The sequence below is a fragment of the Citrobacter europaeus genome (assembly GCA_020099315.1).
GTDB classification, from domain to species: domain Bacteria; phylum Pseudomonadota; class Gammaproteobacteria; order Enterobacterales; family Enterobacteriaceae; genus Citrobacter; species Citrobacter europaeus.
In genome coordinates, this window is record CP083650.1 from 4558026 (window position 1) to 4578717 (window position 20692).

Genomic DNA, 20692 nt, shown 5'->3' on the forward strand with positions numbered 1-20692 from the left:
AAACAGTGTGTCGTTTCAATTTTCAGCTTGATCCAGATTTTTAAAGAGCAAAACTTCGCAGTGAACCTTTTCAGGTACACTCTGAAGTTTTCTTGTGTTGTTGCAGTAAGTAAAGGATGGTGGAGCTATGCGGGATCGAACCGCAGACCTCCTGCGTGCAAGGCAGGCGCTCTCCCAGCTGAGCTATAACCCCATCGTAAATACTTATCTCTGTACCCTAATTCGTTTCCGGGCAAGGCGCGGTGGTGCGAAGCATACTGAAGTATGCGAGCATCGCCGTAACACAGCACGGAGGCGAATTTGGTAGGCCTGAGTGGACTTGAACCACCGACCTCACCCTTATCAGGGGTGCGCTCTAACCACCTGAGCTACAAGCCTGCAGAGATTTTCTTACTGCTAATTTTCATCAGACAATCTGTGTGAGCACTACAAAGAACGCTTCTTTAAGGTAAGGAGGTGATCCAACCGCAGGTTCCCCTACGGTTACCTTGTTACGACTTCACCCCAGTCATGAATCACAAAGTGGTAAGCGCCCTCCCGAAGGTTAAGCTACCTACTTCTTTTGCAACCCACTCCCATGGTGTGACGGGCGGTGTGTACAAGGCCCGGGAACGTATTCACCGTGGCATTCTGATCCACGATTACTAGCGATTCCGACTTCATGGAGTCGAGTTGCAGACTCCAATCCGGACTACGACATACTTTATGAGGTCCGCTTGCTCTCGCGAGGTCGCTTCTCTTTGTATATGCCATTGTAGCACGTGTGTAGCCCTACTCGTAAGGGCCATGATGACTTGACGTCATCCCCACCTTCCTCCAGTTTATCACTGGCAGTCTCCTTTGAGTTCCCGACCGAATCGCTGGCAACAAAGGATAAGGGTTGCGCTCGTTGCGGGACTTAACCCAACATTTCACAACACGAGCTGACGACAGCCATGCAGCACCTGTCTCAGAGTTCCCGAAGGCACCAAAGCATCTCTGCTAAGTTCTCTGGATGTCAAGAGTAGGTAAGGTTCTTCGCGTTGCATCGAATTAAACCACATGCTCCACCGCTTGTGCGGGCCCCCGTCAATTCATTTGAGTTTTAACCTTGCGGCCGTACTCCCCAGGCGGTCGACTTAACGCGTTAGCTCCGGAAGCCACGCCTCAAGGGCACAACCTCCAAGTCGACATCGTTTACGGCGTGGACTACCAGGGTATCTAATCCTGTTTGCTCCCCACGCTTTCGCACCTGAGCGTCAGTCTTTGTCCAGGGGGCCGCCTTCGCCACCGGTATTCCTCCAGATCTCTACGCATTTCACCGCTACACCTGGAATTCTACCCCCCTCTACAAGACTCTAGCCTGCCAGTTTCGGATGCAGTTCCCAGGTTGAGCCCGGGGATTTCACATCCGACTTGACAGACCGCCTGCGTGCGCTTTACGCCCAGTAATTCCGATTAACGCTTGCACCCTCCGTATTACCGCGGCTGCTGGCACGGAGTTAGCCGGTGCTTCTTCTGCGAGTAACGTCAATCACTAAGGTTATTAACCTTAATGCCTTCCTCCTCGCTGAAAGTACTTTACAACCCGAAGGCCTTCTTCATACACGCGGCATGGCTGCATCAGGCTTGCGCCCATTGTGCAATATTCCCCACTGCTGCCTCCCGTAGGAGTCTGGACCGTGTCTCAGTTCCAGTGTGGCTGGTCATCCTCTCAGACCAGCTAGGGATCGTCGCCTAGGTGAGCCGTTACCCCACCTACTAGCTAATCCCATCTGGGCACATCCGATGGCAAGAGGCCCGAAGGTCCCCCTCTTTGGTCTTGCGACGTTATGCGGTATTAGCTACCGTTTCCAGTAGTTATCCCCCTCCATCGGGCAGTTTCCCAGACATTACTCACCCGTCCGCCACTCGTCACCCAAGGAGCAAGCTCCTCTGTGCTACCGTTCGACTTGCATGTGTTAGGCCTGCCGCCAGCGTTCAATCTGAGCCATGATCAAACTCTTCAATTTAAGTTTGATGCTCGTGAATTAAACTTCGTAATGAATTACGTATGTTCACTCAGGAGACTTGGTATTCATTTTTCGTCTTGCGACGTTAAGAATCCGTATCTTCGAGTGCCCACACAGATTGTCTGATAAATTGTTAAAGAGCAGTTGCGACGCGCTTTAGCGCTCTGTCGCGAGGTGGCGTATATTACGCTTTCCTCTTTCAGAGTCAACCCTCATTTTCAGGTTTTTCTCTTCAACCGAACCGGCTGTTTGCGTGAAGTGATTCACATCTGCCGTGTCGATGGAGGCGCATTATAGGGATCCCATTTTTTAGCACAAGTGTTTTTTGGATCTTTTTTGCTGAATGCTTGTTTTTCACCCCTTTCGCTACATTCCTGCGCAATTTGGCTGATTTTTGATAGCTAAATCACTTGCACAGTCTCAATAATCCAACCAAAGTCTTCATTACCGCTCTATTTTCGTTGAGGTAAACATGTCTGATGTATTACGTCCTTATAAGGATCTTTTCCCACAGATCGGAAAACGCGTGATGATCGACCCCAGCAGCGTCGTCATTGGTGATACTCGTTTGGCTGATGATGTTGGGATTTGGCCATTGGTTGCGATTCGTGGCGACGTGAATTATGTACAAATCGGCGCCCGTACGAACATTCAGGATGGCAGCGTTTTACATGTCACGCATCAATCCACATCGAATCCGCAGGGTAATCCATTGATCGTGGGTGAGGATGTGACGGTCGGTCATAAAGTCATGCTACACGGCTGCATCATTGGCAACCGCGTATTGGTCGGTATGGGATCGATTGTATTGGACGGCGTAGTGGTAGAAGACGACGTTATGATTGGGGCTGGAAGTCTGGTTCCGCAAAACAAACGCCTGGAGAGTGGATATCTGTACCTGGGAAGCCCGGTAAAACAAATCCGCCCATTAAGCGATGAAGAGAAAGCAGGCTTAAAATACTCAGCTAACAACTATGTTAAATGGAAAGATGAGTATTTAAGTCAGAGTAACCAAACCCAACCCTGAGAATCTTCCTGCTGATCCTGGATCAATGCTTCGGCCTCTTCCTCCAGGTCCCAGCGATACTGTTGAAAAGTTTCCAGCCACTGTTCAGGCGTGCTGCCACCAAAGCGGGACGCCAACCTTTCTCCTGAAATAGCACATGTTAGCTGCATACCATGAACCATCGCCGGAAAAACCACGGCGCTGACATCCGTGCGCCATTCTTCTCGATCGGGAAACTGGATCGCCTGATTCATGCCGACAATTCCTGTTGCATGCTTTTAATGACGGGTTCAATCTGCGGCAAAACCCCATGCCAGAGTAAAACGGCGTGCGCGGCCTGACCCACCAGCATCCCCAGGCCATCGGCATACTGTTTCGCCCCATGTTCAGCACACCAGGAAAGGAACGGTGTATTCCCCTGCTGATAAAACATGTCATAACAATAGACAGAGGAGTGGATAAGTGATGTCGGAATAGCGGGTACCTCACCGCTAATTCCGCTAGACGTCGCGTTAATGATCAAATCAAAACTGTAATTATCAAGCTCGTCCATACCCACTGCCTGCACACTGCCGGTATGAGAGAAGAGTTGAGCCAGTTCTTCAGCGCGCGAAGCTGTACGGTTAACGATAGTCACCGCGCAATCCATAGAAAGAAGAGGTAATAAAACCCCACGGGATGCGCCACCAGCCCCGATCAGTAGAACTCGCGCTCCAGGACGAATGAAAGATAAACGTTCAAGATCGCTTAATAAGCCAATGCCATCCGTGTTGTCTCCCAATAAACGCCCATCCTCTAATCGTTTAAGGGTATTAACCGCTCCAGCAAGAGATGCCCGCTCCGTTAGTTCATCGGCACGTGCAAACGCCTCTTCTTTAAAAGGTACGGTGACATTTGCCCCCTTCCCGCCCTCAGCAAAAAAAGCGTTCAGCGTATTCACAAAATCATTGATGGGCGCCAGTACACGTCCATAGGAATGATCAATCTTCAACTGCTCTGCAAATTGCTGATGAATAAAGGGCGATTTACTGTGCGCTATCGGATTACCAAAAACAGCATAGGCTTCTTTCATATTACCCCTGTCGAAACTGTTCACCCGTCAGAGCATCACGGATCTCCGAAGGATTCAAACGCCCTCCGGTCTCCCCTTCAACTACGGGAAAGTCTGTACCAAACTGCGCGCGGACTTCCTCTACCGTTCTGCAAGGCGGTAAGCCACTCAAATTAGCACTGGTGGAGACTAACGGTTTGCCATAAGCCTGGCACAATGCAACCACCAGCGGGTGATCGGTGACACGCACGGCCAGCGAATCAAAACGACCGGTCAACCAACGAGGCGTTGTCGCAGGCGCCGGGAATACGAAGGTGACAGGACCTGGCCAGCGGGCGAACACCGCCTCACGTTGGGCATCAGTAAGCGTGCTATCGTCAATGTAAGGCTTAAGCTGGTCAAAGTTTGCCGCAATCAAAATTAAGCCTTTATCGACCGGGCGTTGTTTTAGCTCCAACAGACGGGTAACAGCCGTTTCGCTGTCGGGATCGCAGCCGACGCCAAATACAGCTTCTGTTGGATAGGCGATGACTTTTTCTTGTTTCAGAACCGCTATCGCCGCAGCGATAGGGCCTGTGGGCAGGTTATTATTCACTTTTTTATTCCGCCGGGATCGGCTTTCCACATTGTTTACTGGCACAGAAATGTTTCACACCCTGCGCGGTTTTCTTTTCTATGAGTAGCGGATAATGGCACTCAGGACACTCTCCGGCTAACGGTTTGAAGTTAATGACAAACTGGCACTCCGGATAGCGATCGCAGGAGTAAAAGGTTTTGCCATAACGGGAACGCCGCTGGACAAGGTGGCCAGTCTGGCATTGAGGACAGACAATTGCTGTTTCATCAGGCTTGTCGATAAGTTCAGTGTGTTCACACGTCGGATAATCACTGCATCCAATGAACATACCGAATCTTCCCTGTCTCAGAACCAGTTCAGCGCCACATGCAGGGCAAAGCTTACCCTCCAGAACTTTGACAATATGTCCGTCCGCTGAAGATTTTAGCGGACGGATGTAATCGCATTCTGGATAGTGTGAACAACCGAGAAACGGACCGTGTTTCCCGGAACGAATAACCAGTTCAGCCCCGCATTGTGGGCAGGGCTCGTTTTTACGCACCGTGAACAGTGCTGATTTAGCCATAACAACTCATACTGAATGAAGATTGATTAATGCAGCATACCTTCATTCACTTCAAAGAGTAATTCTTCCATTTGCTGATAGGCATTTTCACAACCTGGAATGTTGAATAGCACCATCAGGATCACCCACTTCAGGTCTTCCAGATCGAACTCTGCCGTATCCAGCGCGAGTACACGCTCAATAACCATTTCTCGCGTTTCGAGGTTTAGCACCTGAATCTGCTCCAGGAATAGCAGGAACCCTCTACAGCTTGCATCCAGTCGATCGCACTCTTCTGCAGTATAAATACGTATAGAAAGAGGGTCAGATGCCAGCTGCATAGGTTCAGCAAGACCATCCTGATAATCAGCTAGCTTTTCCAGCCAAAGTAACGCGTTGTAAATGTCTTCACGATCAAAACCAGCGTCGGTAAGATCCCGTTCCAGTTTGTCCTGATCCACACGCAGCTCAGCTTCGTTATGGATATATGTCTCAAACAAATACATTAGTACGTCGAACATGGCATGCCCTCCTCAATCGGACATAGCCGCCGGGTACAGCTGCGATCCATCCTGCTAACTCCAGTTCGAGCAGTTGAGCCACTACCTCTGGCACAGGTTGGCCGGCACGTTCAGCGACGACGTCAACAGGTGTTACCTCATCTCCTACGTTAGCCAGGAGCTCCGGAAATGGCAATGCCACCTCTTCGTGATCTGGCGAATAAATTGATTTTTCAGGTTCATCTGGCAGCCAATGCAGCCCATATTGCAAATTTTCCAGAATTTCCTCTGGTGCGGTCACAAGCATGGCTCCCTGCTGAATAAGCCAATGTGGGCCTTCGCTTCCCGGACTCCCTATCGGTCCAGGCAAAGCAAAAACCTCCCGTCCTTGTTCCAGCGCGCAGCGCGCAGTGACCAGTGACCCGCTACGCTGGGCAGCTTCAACAACCAGGACACCTTTACTTAGACCACTAATAATGCGATTTCGTCGGGGAAAATTGCGCGGTAAAGGTAGCGTATCTAATGGGAACTCAGACACCAGTGCGCCTCCAGCATCAATCAGCCGTTCAGCCAGACGGACATGCTGTCGTGGGTGAATGGTCTCAAGCCCGTTACCCAGCACTGCTATACTCGTGCCCTGACGGTTTATCGCAGCATTGTGCGCCACGCCATCAATCCCCCGGGCCAGACCACTGGTGATCGTCACGCCGCATGCTGCAAGCTTTTCACAAAACAACCGTCCCCAGCGTTCGCCATACCAGGAGTGCTGTCTGCTGCCGACAACGGCCACCTGGAACGAGCGGAGGCATGCGGGGTTTCCTGCGACAAAAAGCACCCCAGGATAATCCTCAATCGCACGGAGCAATGGCGGGTAATGATCGCTGTCGGCAACCACAAAATGGTGGTTTGGCTGCTCAAGCCAGCGCAGCGTTTTTTCCAGCGTCTGCTGTGAAAAAGTTAAAAACCGTCGGGCCTGACGGGGAGAGAATCCTGCCTGCAGGAGTACCGCATTGTTAATGCACGGTTGAGTATTAAGCCTGTGGGCAATGCGCACCATCTCATCACCATACAGTTCATTCACTTGCGCTAAACGTAGCCAAATTTCGATTTGGGTCATCCCTGTTCCCCTGCCACAAGCAGTCCTGGCAATCTTTGCGATTGGTCACTGATGCTGTCAATCAGAGGGGGTTTTGTCTAGAATAGAGGTAATAATCTTTTCAACTCCTGAACACAACTCTGGATAACTATGTCAGTTTTGCAAGTGTTACATATTCCGGACGAGCGCCTTCGCAAAGTCGCAAAACCGGTCGAAGAAGTGAATGCAGAAATTCAGCGTATCGTTGATGATATGTTCGAAACGATGTACGCCGAAGAAGGTATCGGTCTGGCAGCAACACAGGTCGATATTCATCAGCGCATCATTGTTATTGATGTCTCTGAAAATCGCGACGAGCAGTTGGTACTTATTAACCCAGAGCTGCTGGAGAAAGACGGCGAAACCGGCATTGAAGAAGGCTGCCTGTCAATTCCTGAACAGCGTGCGTTAGTACCACGCGCAGAGAAAGTAAAAATTCGTGCGCTCGATCGCAACGGCAAATCTTTTGAACTGGAAGCCGATGGCCTGCTGGCTATCTGCATTCAACATGAAATGGATCACCTGGTCGGTAAACTGTTTATCGATTATCTGTCTCCGTTGAAGCAACAACGCATTCGTCAGAAAGTTGAAAAACTCGACCGCCTGAACGCCCGAGCTTAAGGACAAGAATCAACGTGTCAGACTCACTACGTATTATTTTTGCGGGTACACCTGACTTTGCAGCGCGTCATCTCGACGCGCTGTTGTCTTCTGGACATAACGTCGTTGGCGTGTTTACCCAACCGGACCGCCCAGCGGGACGCGGTAAAAAGCTAATGCCCAGCCCGGTAAAAGTACTGGCGGAAGAAAAAGGGATACCGGTTTTCCAACCCGTCTCTCTTCGCCCTCAGGAAAACCAGCAGTTGGTTGCTGATTTACGCGCAGACGTGATGGTAGTGGTGGCATATGGCCTGATTCTACCAAAAGCCGTACTGGAAATGCCGCGTCTGGGTTGTATTAACGTTCACGGTTCACTGCTGCCACGCTGGCGTGGCGCGGCACCGATCCAGCGCTCACTGTGGGCTGGCGATGCCGAAACCGGTGTGACTATCATGCAGATGGATGTTGGCCTCGACACCGGTGATATGCTGCTTAAGCTGTCCTGCCCGATTACGGCAGAGGATACCAGCGGCTCGCTATACGACAAGCTGGCAGATTTGGGGCCTCAGGGGCTGATTGAAACGCTAAAACAGCTGGCTGCCGGCACGATAAAACCAGTGGCACAAGATGAATCACTGGTTACGCATGCAGAAAAACTCAGCAAAGAAGAGGCCCGCATCGACTGGTCACTTTCGGCTGCTCAGTTGGAACGTTGCGTCCGCGCCTTTAACCCATGGCCCATGAGCTGGCTTGAAATCGACGGTCAGCCAGTGAAAGTCTGGCAAGCTTCGGTTATTGCTGTAAACACACAGGCCGCGCCAGGCACTATTCTTGAGGCGACAAAGCAGGGTATCCAGGTCGCAACAGGCGATGGCATCCTGAATCTCGTCTCTTTGCAGCCTGCCGGTAAAAAAGCCATGAGCGCGCAGGATCTGCTTAATTCGCGACGGGAATGGTTTATACCCGGTAACCGTCTGATCTGACGGTTCATCTCTTTAAGCCCGGTATCTCCGGGCATTTTTATTTTTGCGCTTATGAAAAAACATCTTAATTTACGCAGTATGGCGGCCCAGGCCGTCGAACAGGTTGTCGAAAAAGGGCAATCATTAAGCAATGTGCTGCCTGCCATGCAGCAAAAAGTTGCCGATAAAGACAAAGCGCTGTTGCAGGAGCTTTGCTTCGGCGTATTGCGCACACTCTCCCAACTGGAGTGGATGATCCAGCAGTTGATGGAACGTCCAATGACGGGCAAACAGCGCACCGTTCACTATCTGATCATGGTGGGCTTCTACCAACTGCTGCATACCCGTATTCCACCGCACGCTGCGCTGGCTGAGACCGTAGAAGGCGCAGTTGTCATAAAGCGTCCGCAGCTCAAAGGGCTGATCAACGGCGTGTTGCGCCAGTTTCAACGCCGTCAGGATGAACTGTTGGCCGAGTTCGCACAAAGCGATCTGCGTTTCTTACATCCTTCCTGGCTGGTAAAACGTATTAAGAGCGCGTATCCGCAGCAGTGGGAAGCCATTCTTGAAGCCAATAACCAGCGACCGCCGATGTGGCTTCGTGTCAATCGTGTTCACCATACGCGCGATGCCTGGCTGGACCTGCTTACCGAAGCGGGATTAACGGGTTTCCCGCATCCGGACTACCCGGATGCAGTTCGTCTGGAAACGCCGGCCCCTGTACACGCTCTCCCTGGTTTTAATGAAGGCTGGGTAACCGTCCAGGACGCTTCCGCTCAAGGATGTGTAACTTATCTGTTGCCAGAGAACGGTGAACAGATCCTCGACCTGTGCTGCGCGCCGGGCGGGAAAACCACTCACATACTGGAAGTTGCTCCGCAAGCTAACGTCATGGCCGTCGATGTCGATGAAAAACGCCTGTCACGCGTTTACGACAATCTGAAACGCCTGGGCATGAAGGCAACTGTAAAACAGGGTGATGGCCGCTATCCACAGCAGTGGTGCGGTGAACAACAATTTGACCGTATTTTGCTGGACGCTCCATGTTCTGCTACCGGGGTGATACGTCGCCATCCGGATATCAAATGGCTGCGCCGCGACCGGGATATTGCCGAACTTGCACAGTTGCAGGCTGAAATCCTGAATGCAACCTGGTCACACCTTAAACCTGGCGGCACGCTGGTTTATGCAACGTGCTCTATCCTGCCAGAAGAAAATCAGCAGCAAATTGCCGCCTTCCTGGCACGTACGCCGGATGCGGTATTAAGCGAAACCGGTATACCGGAAAAACCCGGGCGTCAGAATTTACCGGGTGCGGAAGATGGCGATGGCTTCTTTTACGCTAAGCTAATCAAAAAGTGATGAGATAACGGGTCGCGACTGATGAAAATTATCATTCTGGGCGCAGGTCAAGTTGGCGGTACGCTGGCTGAAAACCTGGTCGGAGAGAACAACGATATCACGGTAGTCGATACCAATGGTGAGCGCCTGCGTAGCCTGCAGGACAAGTTTGATCTCCGCGTCGTGCAAGGGCATGGTTCGCATCCCCGCGTTTTGCGTGAAGCTGGGGCCGACGATGCCGATATGCTGGTTGCCGTAACCAGCTCAGATGAAACAAATATGGTTGCCTGCCAGGTAGCTTATTCACTGTTTAATACGCCTAATCGCATCGCCCGTATTCGTTCACCGGATTACGTTCGTGATGCCGACAAGCTGTTTCAATCCGATGCGGTACCTATCGATCACCTGATTGCGCCTGAGCAACTGGTTATCGATAGCATTTATCGGCTGATTGAATATCCGGGCGCCTTGCAGGTGGTAAATTTTGCCGAAGGGAAAGTTAGCCTGGCCGTGGTGAAAGCCTATTATGGTGGGCCGCTGATCGGTAACGCACTGTCGACAATGCGTGAGCATATGCCGCACATAGATACCCGAGTGGCAGCGATTTTCCGTCATGACCGCCCGATCCGTCCACAAGGTTCTACCATTGTTGAAGCGGGTGATGAAGTCTTCTTTATCGCAGCATCGCAGCATATTCGCGCCGTAATGAGCGAATTACAGCGTCTGGAAAAACCGTACAAACGCATTATGTTAGTGGGTGGCGGTAATATCGGCGCGGGTCTGGCACGTCGTCTGGAAAAAGATTACAGCGTCAAACTGATCGAACGTAATCAACAACGCGCATCAGAGCTTGCGGAGAAACTGCAAAATACGATCGTCTTTTTTGGTGATGCCTCGGATCAAGAGCTGCTGGCAGAAGAACATATCGATCAGGTTGATCTGTTCATCGCGGTGACCAACGATGATGAAGCGAATATCATGTCGGCGATGCTTGCCAAACGGATGGGCGCCAAGAAAGTAATGGTGTTGATCCAACGCAGAGCATACGTCGATCTGGTGCAGGGCAGTGTGATCGATATTGCGATATCACCGCAGCAGGCGACCATCTCCGCGCTGCTAAGTCACGTGCGTAAAGCTGATATTGTCGGTGTGTCTTCACTACGCCGCGGCGTCGCGGAAGCCATTGAAGCCGTCGCACACGGTGATGAAACGACGTCGCGGGTTGTGGGGCGTTCAATTGATGAAATTAAACTTCCACCAGGAACCATCATTGGCGCTGTTGTGCGTGGTAACGATGTGATGATTGCCAATGATAACCTGCGCATTGAGCAGGGCGATCACGTAATTATGTTCCTGACAGATAAAAAGTTTATTACCGACGTCGAGCGATTATTCCAGCCAAGTCCTTTCTTCCTGTAATAATTTGGGCGCTAATACAGCGCCCTTTTTATTTCCCTTTATTTTTCATGGTCTAATAAATTTTCCTTTCGGCAATACATAAATGGAAATTGCCTAAACATTTGTTAAACTTATAAACGTCAGCTGCATAGGGAGAATAAAATGAGCATTATTAAAGAGTTTCGCGAATTCGCGATGCGCGGGAATGTTGTCGATTTGGCAGTGGGTGTCATCATTGGTGCGGCATTCGGTAAGATTGTTTCATCACTGGTTGCCGATATCATTATGCCGCCGCTGGGGCTGTTAATTGGTGGAATTGATTTTAAACAGTTTGCTGTAACGTTACGTGATGCGCAGGGAGATATCCCGGCTGTCGTCATGCATTACGGTGTATTTATTCAGAACGTCTTCGATTTCATTATCGTTGCGTTTGCTATCTTTATGGCAATCAAACTGATCAACAAACTGAACCGTAAAAAAGCGGAAGAGCCGGCAGCACCGCCAGCTCCATCGAAAGAAGAAGTATTGCTGAGTGAAATTCGTGACCTGTTGAAAGAACAGAATAACCGCTCTTAAGCACTCAGTGAAGCAAGAAGGCCAGTGGTAAAAAAGTGAATGACTTTCTTGCCACTGGCCTCCCAGTTACCCCGATTGCCATGTTTACCTTTACGTAGATAACTTCCTTTCCCTTTCTTATTTTTCTCGACGCGCTGTCTGAAAAGTGGATCGTGCAAAAGCGCCTCAATAGCGTTGTCCTTTATCTGCCCTTTGGTGTGCTGATAACGACTCATAATATCTCCAGTTTGTAGTAATTTACGCCGCGAGTGTAGACCTGACCGTTCAATAAATCAACAGCCTGATGCTGAGCCGCTGGCGCCCTGCTCAAGTGCTTCAAGGATAGAGCAGTACACGCTGCTGTGTGCTTTTCCACAACACGCGTCATTCAATCTCTGCAGCGACCGTTGCATCGCCTGAAGCTCCGCTATTCGTGCTTCGACCTCCTGCAATCTTTCCTGGACGATCCCTTTTGATTCCTGGCAGGTATGATGTTCGGGATCGATGCGGATCGACAGCAGCTCGCGGATCGATTCCAGAGTAAAACCAAGCTGACGGGCATATCGAATAAACTTCAGACGCTGAAGATCGCTTTCCGTATAGAGGCGAAACCCGCCTTCTGTACGTATTTCATGTTCCATCATCTGCTGCTTTTCATAGTAACGGATAGTATCAGGCGTTACGTCAGCCAGTTTCGCTAATTCACCAATACGGTACATGCTCTCTCCGCTAATCGTCGTTGATCTTCTGTAGCAGCTTATCTGCATATTCGCCGCGTAAAAACTCGGTACTGAGTCCAGCCTGCCGAAGTTTGAGTTCCAGTAGTGACAGTCTTCGACTCACCTCCGGATAACTGGGATCATCTTTGCGGATCCCTGCGAGTATTTCAAGCAACTGTATTGCCTCTCTGCGCTGCTCAAGCTCAGGAGGAAGACATCCAGCATTCTTTAATAGACGGAATCCGGCACGAAGTTCAGGCGAGACATGAGAATCATCGTCAAGGATCAGCGGCTCACCTGTACCAGGTAAACCATCAAACTCACCTTTAGACTGTGCTTCAATAATATGGCGCTCTGCCCACTGGTCCAGTAACCACATACAACACTCCAGGGGATGAACAAAAAGAGTACAGATATTGTAGGTAATTGGGGATATGACGGATATAAAAAAACCCGCCGAGGCGGGTTTTTTTACGTTACTACAGATTACTCTGCAGCAGCTTCTGTTTTCTCTGAACGATCAACCAGCTCGATGTATGCCATCGGCGCGTTGTCGCCTGCACGGAAACCACACTTCAGAATGCGAGTGTAACCACCGGCGCGGCTCGCGAAACGCGGGCCCAGTTCGTTAAACAGTTTTGCCACGATCTCGTTATCACGAGTACGGGCGAATGCCAGACGACGATTAGCTACGCTATCAGTCTTGGCAAGAGTAATCAGCGGCTCAACTACGCGACGCAGCTCTTTCGCTTTCGGCAGAGTCGTCTTGATGATTTCATGACGAACCAGTGAACCTGCCATATTGCGGAACATAGCCTGGCGATGGCTGCTGTTGCGGTTCAGTTGACGACCACTCTTACGATGGCGCATGACCTTATCCTTCTCAGTAAAACCTTAACCTGTGATCCGGTTACTCGTCAGCGATGCTTGCCGGTGGCCAGTTTTCCAGGCGCATGCCCAGAGACAGTCCACGGGAAGCCAGCACGTCTTTAATCTCGGTAAGAGATTTTTTACCAAGGTTAGGCGTCTTAAGAAGCTCAACCTCAGTACGCTGTACCAGATCACCGATATAGTGGATAGCTTCTGCTTTGAGGCAGTTAGCAGAGCGGACAGTCAATTCCAGATCGTCAACAGGGCGCAGCAGGATCGGATCGAATTCTGGTTTCTCTTCTTTAACTTCCGGCTGACGTACATCACGTAAGTCAACGAAAGCTTCAAGTTGTTCAGCCAGAATGGTTGCCGCACGACGAATCGCCTCTTCAGGATCGATTGTGCCGTTGGTTTCCATTTCGATGACCAGCTTGTCCAGGTCGGTACGCTGTTCTACACGCGCTGCTTCAACATTGTAGGCAATACGCTCTACAGGGCTGTAGCATGCGTCGACCAGCAGACGGCCGATTGGGCGCTCATCTTCTTCCGAATGAATTCGGGTAGAAGCCGGCACATAACCACGACCGCGCTGAACTTTGATACGCATGCTAATAGATGCGTTCTCATCGGTCAGGTGGCAGATCACGTGCTGTGGCTTGACGATTTCGACATCACCATCATGGGTAATGTCGGCTGCAGTCACAGGGCCAATGCCAGATTTATTCAAGGTAAGAATAACATCATCTTTACCCTGAACTCTCACCGCCAGCCCTTTCAGGTTGAGCAGGATTTCCAGGATATCTTCCTGAACGCCTTCTTTGGTGCTGTACTCATGTAGTACACCATCAATCTCAACCTCGGTCACCGCGCAACCCGGCATCGATGAGAGCAGAATACGGCGCAGTGCGTTACCCAAAGTATGGCCAAAGCCACGCTCTAAAGGCTCAAGGGTCACCTTGGCGTGCGTCGAACTCACTTGCTCGATATCTACCAGGCGCGGTTTTAGAAACTCTGTCACAGAACCCTGCATTGTGTCCTCTCTTTGGTACTAAGCTTTACTTGGAGTAAAGCTCGACGATCAGGTGTTCGTTAATGTCCGCAGACAGATCAGAACGCTCCGGCTTACGCTTGAACGTACCTTCCATCTTGCCAGCATCAACTTCCAGCCAGGTTGGCTTTTCACGCTGCTCAGCCAGCTCCAGAGCGGCTTTCACGCGAGACTGCTTCTTCGCTTTCTCACGAATGCTAACAACGTCATTCGGACTAACCTGATAAGAAGCGATGTTAACAACACGACCGTTTACCATAATTGCTTTATGGCTGACCAGCTGACGTGCTTCTGCACGAGTGGCACCGAAGCCCATACGGTATACAACGTTGTCCAGACGACCTTCCAGCAGACCCAACAGGTTTTCACCGGTGTTGCCTTTCAGACGTGCTGCTTCTTTGTAGTAGTTACGGAACTGACGCTCCAGCACACCGTAGATACGGCGAACTTTTTGCTTTTCACGCAACTGCACACCATAGTCAGACAGACGCGGTTTACGCGCACCGTGCTGGCCAGGAGCTTGTTCAATTTTACACTTGGTATCGATCGCGCGAACGCCAGACTTAAGGAATAAGTCAGTGCCCTCACGACGGCTCAGCTTGAGCTTAGGACCCAAATATCTTGCCATTTTCTTTCTCCAACAATCCTAGAAACGACAGCGTTATACGCGACGTTTTTTCGGCGGACGACAACCGTTATGAGGGATCGGAGTCACATCAGTAATATTAGTGATGCGGAAACCAGCGGCGTTCAGAGCACGAACAGTAGATTCGCGACCTGGACCCGGTCCTTTGACCATAACTTCCAGATTCTTGATACCGTATTCTTTTACGGCTTCAGCGCAACGCTCTGCTGCAACCTGAGCTGCAAACGGAGTGGATTTGCGAGAACCACGGAAACCGGAACCACCGGCTGTTGCCCAACCCAGTGCGTTACCCTGACGATCAGTAATGGTAACGATGGTGTTGTTAAAAGAAGCATGGATATGAGCCACGCCGTCAGAGACTTGTTTTCTTACACGTTTACGTGCACGAATTGGTGCCTTTGCCATTATTCAATCACCCCGATTATTTCTTGATCGGTTTGCGCGGACCCTTACGGGTACGTGCGTTGGTCTTGGTACGCTGACCGCGAACCGGGAGACCACGACGATGACGCAAACCGCGATAGCAACCAAGGTCCATAAGGCGCTTGATGCTCATGCTAACTTCACGGCGCAGATCACCTTCAACGACAAATTTGGCAACTTCGTCACGCAGCGTGTCGATTTGTTCTTCAGACAGCTCACTGATCTTAACATCTTCAGCGATACCCGCGGCAGCCAGAATGGCTTTAGAACGGGTCTTGCCGACGCCGTAGATCGAAGTTAATGCGATCACAGCATGTTTCTGATCAGGAATGTTAATGCCTGCTATACGGGCCACTATGCACTCCTACTATTTAATATGTACGCACCATGCTGAAAAGCCCGTTTTCAGGATACTCAAATGGAAACGCACAGACATACAAAAGATTGGCTGGCTAATCTAGCCAGCTCAACCCAACTTTGCAAGAAAAATATGCGAATAAATCAGCCTTGGCGCTGTTTATGCTTCGGCTCGGCACTGCAAATCACACGGATGACACCATCACGCTTAACGATTTTGCAGTTACGGCATAATTTCTTGACGGAAGCACGAACTTTCATTTTTACTCTCCGTAACTTCTCGGGCGACTGTTAACGGCCGTAGCCTTTCAGATTCGCCTTCTTCAATGCAGACTCGTACTGACTTGACATCATCAGAGTTTGCACTTGAGCCATAAAGTCCATAATCACGACAACAACGATAAGCAGTGAGGTCCCACCGAAGTAGAACGGTACTTTCATTGCATCACGCATGAACTCCGGGATCAGGCAGATAAAGGTAATGTAGAGCGCACCAACCAAAGTCAGGCGGGTCATTACTTTATCGATATACTTCGCCGTTTGCTCTCCCGGACGAATTCCTGGTACAAATGCACCGGACTTCTTCAGGTTATCTGCTGTTTCACGCGGGTTGAAAACCAACGCCGTGTAGAAGAAACAGAAGAATATGATTGCAGACGCATAGAGTAACACATAAAGCGGTTGCCCAGGCTGCAAATACAGCGAAATTGTTGTCAGCCAGTTCCAACCAGTCCCGCCCCCGAACCATGACGCGATGGTTGCCGGGAACAGAATAATACTGGAAGCGAAGATTGCCGGGATTACCCCCGCCATATTCACTTTCAGCGGTAAATGTGTGCTCTGTGCAGCATAGACACGACGACCTTGCTGACGTTTCGCGTAGTTTACCACAATGCGGCGTTGACCACGCTCAACAAATACAACAAAGAACGTCACTGCGAATACTAATACTGCAACCAACAGCAACACGAGGAAGTGCAGGTCGCCTTGACGCGCTTGCTCGATAGTATGGGCAATGGCTGGCGGGAGTCCCGCGACAATACCGGCGAAGATAATGATTGAGATACCGTTGCCGATACCACGTTCAGTAATCTGTTCGCCCAACCACATCAGGAACATTGTCCCTGTAACCAGACTTACAACAGCGGTGAAATAGAATGCAAAGCCTGGGTTCATCACCAGGCCCTGCATACCAGGCATATTCGGCAGACCGGTAGCAATACCGATCGACTGGAATATTGCCAGCACCAGAGTACCGTAGCGGGTGTACTGGCTGATCTTACGACGACCAGACTCCCCTTCTTTCTTAATTTCTGCCAGCGTTGGATGAACCACCGTCAGCAGCTGGATAATGATCGACGCCGAAATATACGGCATGATCCCCAGAGCAAAGATAGAAGCACGGCTGAGAGCACCACCAGAGAACATGTTAAACATTTCAATGATGGTGCCTCGCTGTTGCTCAAGCAGTTTGGCAAGTACAGCGGCATCAATACCAGGGATCGGAATGAAAGAGCCAATACGGAACACAATCAGCGCGCCGATTACAAACAGCAGTCTGCGTTTCAGCTCGCCTAAGCCACCTTTGGCACTTTGAAAATCTAATCCCGGTTGTTTAGCCATCTGCTACTTATTCCTCGATTTTACCGCCAGCAGCTTCGATAGCAGCACGAGCGCCTTTAGTAACACGCAGGCCACGAACAGTTACCGGAGTAGTGACTTCACCAGCCAGGATCACTTTCGCGAACTCGATCTGGATACCGATAATGTTAGCTGCTTTCAGCGTGTTCAGGTCTACAACACCGCCTTCAACTTTAGCCAGGTCAGACAGACGAACTTCGGCTGTAATCGCTGCTTTACGTGAAGTGAAGCCGAATTTCGGCAGACGACGGTACAGAGGCATCTGACCACCCTCGAAACCGCGACGTACGCCACCGCCAGAACGAGACTTCTGACCTTTGTGACCACGACCACCGGTTTTACCGAGGCCAGAACCGATACCACGACCCAGGCGGCGAGCCGCTTTTTTAGAGCCTTCGGCCGGAGACAGAGTATTTAAACGCATCTCTTACTCCTCAACTTTAACCATGAAGGAAACCGCGTTGACCATACCACGAACAGCAGGAGTATCCTCGCGCTCTACGGTGTGACCAATACGACGCAGACCCAGGCCAAGCAGCGTTGCCTTGTGTTTCGGCAGACGACCGATTGCACTGCGGGTTTGAGTAATTTTAATAGTCTTTGCCATGGTTTATTTCCCCAGAATTTCTTCAACGGATTTACCACGCTTGGCAGCGACCATTTCCGGAGATTTCATATTTTCCAGACCATCGATAGTTGCACGAACCACGTTAATCGGGTTGGTGGAACCATACGCTTTAGCCAGAACGTTACGAACTCCAGCGACTTCCAGAACGGCGCGCATTGCACCACCGGCGATGATACCGGTACCTTCGGAAGCCGGCTGCATGAATACACGAGAACCCGTGTGAGTACCCTTAACCGGGTGCTGCAGGGTGCCGTGGTTCAGCGCGACGTTAATCATATTGCGACGGGCTTTTTCCATCGCTTTCTGGATCGCTGCTGGAACTTCACGCGCTTTACCGTAACCAAAACCAACGCGACCGTTACCATCACCAACTACAGTCAGAGCTGTGAAGGAGAAAATACGACCACCTTTTACGGTTTTAGATACGCGGTTAACCGCGATCAGCTTTTCCTGCAGTTCGCCAGCTTGTTTTTCGATGTGAGCCATCTTACACCTCTACCTTAGAACTGAAGGCCAGCTTCACGGGCAGCATCTGCCAGTGCCTGGACACGACCATGATATTGGAACCCGGAACGGTCAAAAGAAACATCTTTGATGCCTTTTTCCAGAGCGCGTTCAGCAACAGCTTTACCTACAGCTGCAGCAGCGTCTTTGTTACCGGTGTACTTCAATTGTTCAGCGATAGCTTTTTCTACAGTAGAAGCAGCTACCAGAACTTCAGAACCGTTCGGTGCAATTACCTGTGCGTAAATATGACGCGGGGTACGATGTACCACCAGGCGAGTTGCACCCAGCTCCTGGAGCTTGCGGCGTGCGCGGGTCGCACGACGGATACGAGCAGATTTCTTATCCATAGTGTTACCTTACTTCTTCTTAGCCTCTTTGGTACGCACGACTTCGTCGGCGTAACGAACACCCTTGCCTTTATAAGGCTCAGGACGACGGTAGGCGCGCAGATCTGCTGCAACCTGACCGATCAGCTGTTTATCAGCGCCTTTCAGCACGATTTCAGTCTGAGACGGACATTCTGCAGTGATACCCGCAGGCAGCTGATGGTCAACTGGGTGAGAGAAACCTAAAGCCAGGTTTACTACATTCCCTTTAACCGCTGCACGATAACCTACACCAACCAGCTGTAGCTTCTTAGTGAAGCCTTCGGTAACACCGACAACCATTGCATTCAGCAGGGCACGCGCGGTACCAGCCTGAGCCCATCCATCTGCGTAACCATCACGCGGACCGAAGGTCAGTGCATTATCTGCATGATTTACTGCAACAGCATCGTTGAGAGTACGAGTCAGCTCGCCGTTTTTACCTTTGATCGTAATAACCTGACCGTTGATTTTTACATCAACGCCGGCAGGAATAACGACCGGTGCTTTAGCAACACGAGACATTTTTTCCTCCGATTAGGCTACGTAGCAGATAATTTCGCCACCAAGACCAGCCTGGCGCGCTGCACGATCAGTCATAACACCTTTAGAGGTAGAAACAACTGCGATACCCATGCCAGCCATAACTTTCGGCAGCTCGTCTTTACGCTTATAAATGCGCAGACCTGGGCGACTGACACGCTGAATGCTTTCTACAACAGCTTTACCCTGGAAATACTTAAGAGTAAGTTCCAGTTCCGGCTTGGTGTCGCCTTCAACTTTAAAATCTTCAATAAAACCTTCTTCCTTCAGCACGTTGGCAATTGCCACTTTCAGCTTGGAGGAAGGCATGGTGACCGCAGCTTTATTCGCGGCCTGACCGTTACGGATACGGGTCAGCATATCCGCGATCGGATCTTGCATGCTCATCTGTCTTTACTCCCGTGATTCAATTGGTAATTACCAGCTAGCCTTTTTCAAGCCTGGTACTTCACCGCGCATGGCGGCTTCACGCAGTTTGATACGGCTCAACCCGAACTTGCCCACATAGCCATGCGGACGACCTGTTTGACGGCAGCGGTTACGCTGACGGGACGGGCTGGAATCACGCGGCAGAGACTGCAGCTTGAGAACTGCGTTCCAACGATCTTCGTCGGTCGCGTTCACATCAGAGATAATAGCTTTCAGTTCAGCGCGTTTTGCGAAGTACTTATCAGCTAAAGCTACGCGCTTTACTTCGCGTGCTTTCATTGATTGCTTAGCCATTCAGTAACCCTACCTTACTTGCGGAACGGGAAGTCAAAGGCAGCCAGCAGAGCACGGCCTTCTTCGTCAGATTTCGCAGTAGTGGTAATGGTAATATCCAAACCACGCACGCGGTCGACTTTATCGTAGTCGATTTCTGGGAAGATGATCTGCTCACGGACACCCATGCTGTAGTTACCACGACCGTCGAAAGACTTAGCGGACAAGCCACGGAAGTCACGGATACGTGGAACAGCAATAGTGATCAGGCGCTCAAAGAACTCCCACATGCGTTCGCCACGCAGAGTTACTTTACAGCCGATCGGATAGCCCTGACGGATTTTGAAGCCTGCAACTGATTTGCGTGCTTTGGTGATCAGCGGTTTTTGACCGGAGATTGCTGTCAGGTCAGCTGCTGCGTTATCCAGCAGTTTCTTGTCAGCGATCGCTTCACCAACACCCATGTTCAGGGTGATCTTCTCGACCCGAGGGACTTGCATGACAGAATTGTAGTTAAACTCAGTCATGAGTTTAGCGACTACTTCGTCTTTGTAGTAATCATGCAGTTTCGCCATCGTACTAC

30 protein-coding genes, 2 tRNA genes and 1 rRNA gene are annotated in these 20692 nt (G+C 50.6%); 6 read left to right on the forward strand and 27 right to left on the reverse strand.

Annotated elements, in window-relative coordinates:
- Positions 1-117 precede the first annotated feature (117 nt).
- From LA337_21285 to LA337_21295, 3 genes are all read right to left on the reverse strand, one after another.
- Positions 118-193, reverse strand: a tRNA-Ala gene (locus LA337_21285).
- Positions 194-301: 108 nt separating this feature from the next.
- Positions 302-378 (reverse strand) — tRNA-Ile (locus LA337_21290).
- A gap of 71 nt (positions 379-449) precedes the next feature.
- Positions 450-1991, reverse strand: a 16S ribosomal RNA gene (locus LA337_21295).
- A gap of 472 nt (positions 1992-2463) precedes the next feature.
- Here LA337_21295 and LA337_21300 point away from each other — a divergent pair.
- Complete coding sequence (locus LA337_21300; GenBank protein UBI15656.1) at positions 2464-3018, forward strand: gamma carbonic anhydrase family protein; 555 nt, start codon at positions 2464-2466, stop codon at positions 3016-3018.
- On the opposite strand, the gene LA337_21305 is transcribed toward LA337_21300, so the two are convergent.
- Genes LA337_21305 through dprA form a run of 6 tightly spaced genes read right to left on the reverse strand, consistent with a single transcriptional unit; the run spans position 2994 to position 6786 of the window.
- Positions 2994-3251, reverse strand: a complete 258-nt coding sequence (locus LA337_21305; protein UBI15657.1) for a DUF1488 domain-containing protein — start codon at positions 3249-3251, stop codon at positions 2994-2996. The genes LA337_21300 and LA337_21305 overlap by 25 nt on opposite strands.
- A complete protein-coding gene (gene aroE / locus LA337_21310) occupies positions 3248-4069 on the reverse strand; it encodes a shikimate dehydrogenase (GenBank protein ID UBI15658.1) in 822 nt (273 codons plus the stop codon). Before aroE ends, LA337_21305 begins: the two co-directional genes overlap by 4 nt.
- Before the next feature lies 1 nt (position 4070).
- The gene (tsaC, locus tag LA337_21315; protein ID UBI15659.1) at positions 4071-4643 is read right to left on the reverse strand and encodes an L-threonylcarbamoyladenylate synthase type 1 TsaC; all 573 of its coding nucleotides are present in this window, start codon (positions 4641-4643) and stop codon (positions 4071-4073) included.
- Positions 4644-4647: 4 nt separating this feature from the next.
- Positions 4648-5190, reverse strand: coding sequence for a topoisomerase DNA-binding C4 zinc finger domain-containing protein (locus tag LA337_21320; GenBank protein UBI15660.1), 543 nt, complete (start codon positions 5188-5190; stop codon positions 4648-4650).
- Between the two features lie 26 nt (positions 5191-5216).
- The gene (gene smg / locus LA337_21325) at positions 5217-5690 is read right to left on the reverse strand and encodes a DUF494 family protein Smg (protein UBI15661.1); all 474 of its coding nucleotides are present in this window, start codon (positions 5688-5690) and stop codon (positions 5217-5219) included.
- Positions 5662-6786, reverse strand: a complete 1125-nt coding sequence (dprA, locus tag LA337_21330) for a DNA-protecting protein DprA (protein ID UBI15662.1) — start codon at positions 6784-6786, stop codon at positions 5662-5664. The genes smg and dprA overlap by 29 nt, the downstream gene beginning before the upstream one ends.
- A 129-nt stretch (positions 6787-6915) precedes the next feature.
- Here dprA and def point away from each other — a divergent pair, with 129 nt between their 5' ends.
- From def to mscL, 5 genes are all read left to right on the forward strand, one after another.
- Positions 6916-7425 (forward strand): peptide deformylase, encoded by a 510-nt coding sequence (def, locus tag LA337_21335; protein UBI15663.1) that lies wholly within the window; start codon positions 6916-6918, stop codon positions 7423-7425.
- 14 nt (positions 7426-7439) lie between these two features.
- Positions 7440-8387 carry a methionyl-tRNA formyltransferase gene (gene fmt, locus LA337_21340; GenBank protein ID UBI15664.1) on the forward strand — a complete coding sequence of 316 codons (948 nt, stop codon included), beginning with the start codon at positions 7440-7442 and terminating at the stop codon, positions 8385-8387.
- 51 nt (positions 8388-8438) lie between these two features.
- Positions 8439-9728 carry a 16S rRNA (cytosine(967)-C(5))-methyltransferase RsmB gene (gene rsmB, locus LA337_21345; protein ID UBI15665.1) on the forward strand — a complete coding sequence of 430 codons (1290 nt, stop codon included), beginning with the start codon at positions 8439-8441 and terminating at the stop codon, positions 9726-9728.
- Positions 9729-9749: 21 nt separating this feature from the next.
- The gene (trkA, locus tag LA337_21350) at positions 9750-11126 is read left to right on the forward strand and encodes a Trk system potassium transporter TrkA (GenBank protein UBI15666.1); all 1377 of its coding nucleotides are present in this window, start codon (positions 9750-9752) and stop codon (positions 11124-11126) included.
- A 141-nt stretch (positions 11127-11267) separates the two neighbouring features.
- Positions 11268-11681, forward strand: coding sequence for a large-conductance mechanosensitive channel protein MscL (gene mscL, locus LA337_21355; GenBank protein ID UBI15667.1), 414 nt, complete (start codon positions 11268-11270; stop codon positions 11679-11681).
- Here mscL and arfA read toward each other — a convergent pair.
- The 18 genes from arfA to rplE all read right to left on the reverse strand — a co-directional run bounded on the left by arfA (position 11678) and on the right by rplE (position 20684).
- On the reverse strand, positions 11678-11896 hold the full coding sequence (arfA, locus tag LA337_21360; GenBank protein UBI15668.1) for an alternative ribosome-rescue factor ArfA: 219 nt from the start codon (positions 11894-11896) through the stop codon (positions 11678-11680). The genes mscL and arfA overlap by 4 nt on opposite strands.
- A 57-nt stretch (positions 11897-11953) precedes the next feature.
- On the reverse strand, positions 11954-12379 hold the full coding sequence (gene zntR / locus LA337_21365; GenBank protein UBI15669.1) for a Zn(2+)-responsive transcriptional regulator: 426 nt from the start codon (positions 12377-12379) through the stop codon (positions 11954-11956).
- A 10-nt stretch (positions 12380-12389) separates the two neighbouring features.
- A complete protein-coding gene (locus LA337_21370) occupies positions 12390-12758 on the reverse strand; it encodes a DUF1992 domain-containing protein (GenBank protein UBI15670.1) in 369 nt (122 codons plus the stop codon).
- 107 nt (positions 12759-12865) lie between these two features.
- Positions 12866-13249 (reverse strand): 50S ribosomal protein L17, encoded by a 384-nt coding sequence (gene rplQ, locus LA337_21375; protein ID UBI15671.1) that lies wholly within the window; start codon positions 13247-13249, stop codon positions 12866-12868.
- A gap of 40 nt (positions 13250-13289) precedes the next feature.
- The gene (gene rpoA, locus LA337_21380) at positions 13290-14279 is read right to left on the reverse strand and encodes a DNA-directed RNA polymerase subunit alpha (protein UBI15672.1); all 990 of its coding nucleotides are present in this window, start codon (positions 14277-14279) and stop codon (positions 13290-13292) included.
- A gap of 25 nt (positions 14280-14304) precedes the next feature.
- Complete coding sequence (rpsD, locus tag LA337_21385) at positions 14305-14925, reverse strand: 30S ribosomal protein S4 (protein UBI15673.1); 621 nt, start codon at positions 14923-14925, stop codon at positions 14305-14307.
- A 33-nt stretch (positions 14926-14958) separates the two neighbouring features.
- Positions 14959-15348, reverse strand: coding sequence for a 30S ribosomal protein S11 (rpsK, locus tag LA337_21390; GenBank protein ID UBI15674.1), 390 nt, complete (start codon positions 15346-15348; stop codon positions 14959-14961).
- A gap of 16 nt (positions 15349-15364) precedes the next feature.
- The gene (gene rpsM, locus LA337_21395; protein UBI15675.1) at positions 15365-15721 is read right to left on the reverse strand and encodes a 30S ribosomal protein S13; all 357 of its coding nucleotides are present in this window, start codon (positions 15719-15721) and stop codon (positions 15365-15367) included.
- A gap of 146 nt (positions 15722-15867) precedes the next feature.
- The gene (gene rpmJ, locus LA337_21400; GenBank protein ID UBI15676.1) at positions 15868-15984 is read right to left on the reverse strand and encodes a 50S ribosomal protein L36; all 117 of its coding nucleotides are present in this window, start codon (positions 15982-15984) and stop codon (positions 15868-15870) included.
- 30 nt (positions 15985-16014) lie between these two features.
- On the reverse strand, positions 16015-17346 hold the full coding sequence (secY, locus tag LA337_21405; GenBank protein ID UBI15677.1) for a preprotein translocase subunit SecY: 1332 nt from the start codon (positions 17344-17346) through the stop codon (positions 16015-16017).
- 7 nt (positions 17347-17353) lie between these two features.
- Positions 17354-17788, reverse strand: a complete 435-nt coding sequence (gene rplO, locus LA337_21410) for a 50S ribosomal protein L15 (protein UBI15678.1) — start codon at positions 17786-17788, stop codon at positions 17354-17356.
- Between the two features lie 3 nt (positions 17789-17791).
- Complete coding sequence (gene rpmD / locus LA337_21415; protein UBI15679.1) at positions 17792-17971, reverse strand: 50S ribosomal protein L30; 180 nt, start codon at positions 17969-17971, stop codon at positions 17792-17794.
- A 3-nt stretch (positions 17972-17974) separates the two neighbouring features.
- Positions 17975-18478 (reverse strand): 30S ribosomal protein S5, encoded by a 504-nt coding sequence (gene rpsE / locus LA337_21420; GenBank protein UBI15680.1) that lies wholly within the window; start codon positions 18476-18478, stop codon positions 17975-17977.
- A 14-nt stretch (positions 18479-18492) separates the two neighbouring features.
- On the reverse strand, positions 18493-18846 hold the full coding sequence (gene rplR / locus LA337_21425; protein ID UBI15681.1) for a 50S ribosomal protein L18: 354 nt from the start codon (positions 18844-18846) through the stop codon (positions 18493-18495).
- Positions 18847-18855: 9 nt separating this feature from the next.
- Positions 18856-19389, reverse strand: a complete 534-nt coding sequence (gene rplF / locus LA337_21430) for a 50S ribosomal protein L6 (GenBank protein UBI15682.1) — start codon at positions 19387-19389, stop codon at positions 18856-18858.
- A 12-nt stretch (positions 19390-19401) separates the two neighbouring features.
- Positions 19402-19794 (reverse strand): 30S ribosomal protein S8, encoded by a 393-nt coding sequence (gene rpsH / locus LA337_21435; protein UBI15683.1) that lies wholly within the window; start codon positions 19792-19794, stop codon positions 19402-19404.
- 30 nt (positions 19795-19824) lie between these two features.
- On the reverse strand, positions 19825-20130 hold the full coding sequence (rpsN, locus tag LA337_21440; protein UBI15684.1) for a 30S ribosomal protein S14: 306 nt from the start codon (positions 20128-20130) through the stop codon (positions 19825-19827).
- A gap of 14 nt (positions 20131-20144) precedes the next feature.
- Positions 20145-20684: a 50S ribosomal protein L5 gene (rplE, locus tag LA337_21445; GenBank protein UBI15685.1), complete on the reverse strand. Its 540-nt coding sequence runs from the start codon at positions 20682-20684 to the stop codon at positions 20145-20147.
- Positions 20685-20692 lie beyond the last annotated feature (8 nt).

What these genes read in the sequence shown, in the direction of transcription:
- LA337_21300 (UBI15656.1), top strand. Translation starts at nt 2,464, where the DNA reads ATGTCTGATGTATTACGTCCTTATAAGGATCTTTTCCCACAGATCGGA.
- LA337_21305 (UBI15657.1), bottom strand. Translation starts at nt 3,251, where the DNA reads ATGAATCAGGCGATCCAGTTTCCCGATCGAGAAGAATGGCGCACGGAT.
- aroE (UBI15658.1), bottom strand. Translation starts at nt 4,069, where the DNA reads ATGAAAGAAGCCTATGCTGTTTTTGGTAATCCGATAGCGCACAGTAAA.
- LA337_21320 (UBI15660.1), bottom strand. Translation starts at nt 5,190, where the DNA reads ATGGCTAAATCAGCACTGTTCACGGTGCGTAAAAACGAGCCCTGCCCA.
- smg (UBI15661.1), bottom strand. Translation starts at nt 5,690, where the DNA reads ATGTTCGACGTACTAATGTATTTGTTTGAGACATATATCCATAACGAA.
- dprA (UBI15662.1), bottom strand. Translation starts at nt 6,786, where the DNA reads ATGACCCAAATCGAAATTTGGCTACGTTTAGCGCAAGTGAATGAACTG.
- def (UBI15663.1), top strand. Translation starts at nt 6,916, where the DNA reads ATGTCAGTTTTGCAAGTGTTACATATTCCGGACGAGCGCCTTCGCAAA.
- rsmB (UBI15665.1), top strand. Translation starts at nt 8,439, where the DNA reads ATGAAAAAACATCTTAATTTACGCAGTATGGCGGCCCAGGCCGTCGAA.
- trkA (UBI15666.1), top strand. Translation starts at nt 9,750, where the DNA reads ATGAAAATTATCATTCTGGGCGCAGGTCAAGTTGGCGGTACGCTGGCT.
- mscL (UBI15667.1), top strand. Translation starts at nt 11,268, where the DNA reads ATGAGCATTATTAAAGAGTTTCGCGAATTCGCGATGCGCGGGAATGTT.
- arfA (UBI15668.1), bottom strand. Translation starts at nt 11,896, where the DNA reads ATGAGTCGTTATCAGCACACCAAAGGGCAGATAAAGGACAACGCTATT.
- zntR (UBI15669.1), bottom strand. Translation starts at nt 12,379, where the DNA reads ATGTACCGTATTGGTGAATTAGCGAAACTGGCTGACGTAACGCCTGAT.
- LA337_21370 (UBI15670.1), bottom strand. Translation starts at nt 12,758, where the DNA reads ATGTGGTTACTGGACCAGTGGGCAGAGCGCCATATTATTGAAGCACAG.
- rplQ (UBI15671.1), bottom strand. Translation starts at nt 13,249, where the DNA reads ATGCGCCATCGTAAGAGTGGTCGTCAACTGAACCGCAACAGCAGCCAT.
- rpoA (UBI15672.1), bottom strand. Translation starts at nt 14,279, where the DNA reads ATGCAGGGTTCTGTGACAGAGTTTCTAAAACCGCGCCTGGTAGATATC.
- rpsD (UBI15673.1), bottom strand. Translation starts at nt 14,925, where the DNA reads ATGGCAAGATATTTGGGTCCTAAGCTCAAGCTGAGCCGTCGTGAGGGC.
- rpsK (UBI15674.1), bottom strand. Translation starts at nt 15,348, where the DNA reads ATGGCAAAGGCACCAATTCGTGCACGTAAACGTGTAAGAAAACAAGTC.
- rpmJ (UBI15676.1), bottom strand. Translation starts at nt 15,984, where the DNA reads ATGAAAGTTCGTGCTTCCGTCAAGAAATTATGCCGTAACTGCAAAATC.
- secY (UBI15677.1), bottom strand. Translation starts at nt 17,346, where the DNA reads ATGGCTAAACAACCGGGATTAGATTTTCAAAGTGCCAAAGGTGGCTTA.
- rplO (UBI15678.1), bottom strand. Translation starts at nt 17,788, where the DNA reads ATGCGTTTAAATACTCTGTCTCCGGCCGAAGGCTCTAAAAAAGCGGCT.
- rpmD (UBI15679.1), bottom strand. Translation starts at nt 17,971, where the DNA reads ATGGCAAAGACTATTAAAATTACTCAAACCCGCAGTGCAATCGGTCGT.
- rpsE (UBI15680.1), bottom strand. Translation starts at nt 18,478, where the DNA reads ATGGCTCACATCGAAAAACAAGCTGGCGAACTGCAGGAAAAGCTGATC.
- rplR (UBI15681.1), bottom strand. Translation starts at nt 18,846, where the DNA reads ATGGATAAGAAATCTGCTCGTATCCGTCGTGCGACCCGCGCACGCCGC.
- rplF (UBI15682.1), bottom strand. Translation starts at nt 19,389, where the DNA reads ATGTCTCGTGTTGCTAAAGCACCGGTCGTTATTCCTGCCGGCGTTGAT.
- rpsH (UBI15683.1), bottom strand. Translation starts at nt 19,794, where the DNA reads ATGAGCATGCAAGATCCGATCGCGGATATGCTGACCCGTATCCGTAAC.
- rpsN (UBI15684.1), bottom strand. Translation starts at nt 20,130, where the DNA reads ATGGCTAAGCAATCAATGAAAGCACGCGAAGTAAAGCGCGTAGCTTTA.
- rplE (UBI15685.1), bottom strand. Translation starts at nt 20,684, where the DNA reads ATGGCGAAACTGCATGATTACTACAAAGACGAAGTAGTCGCTAAACTC.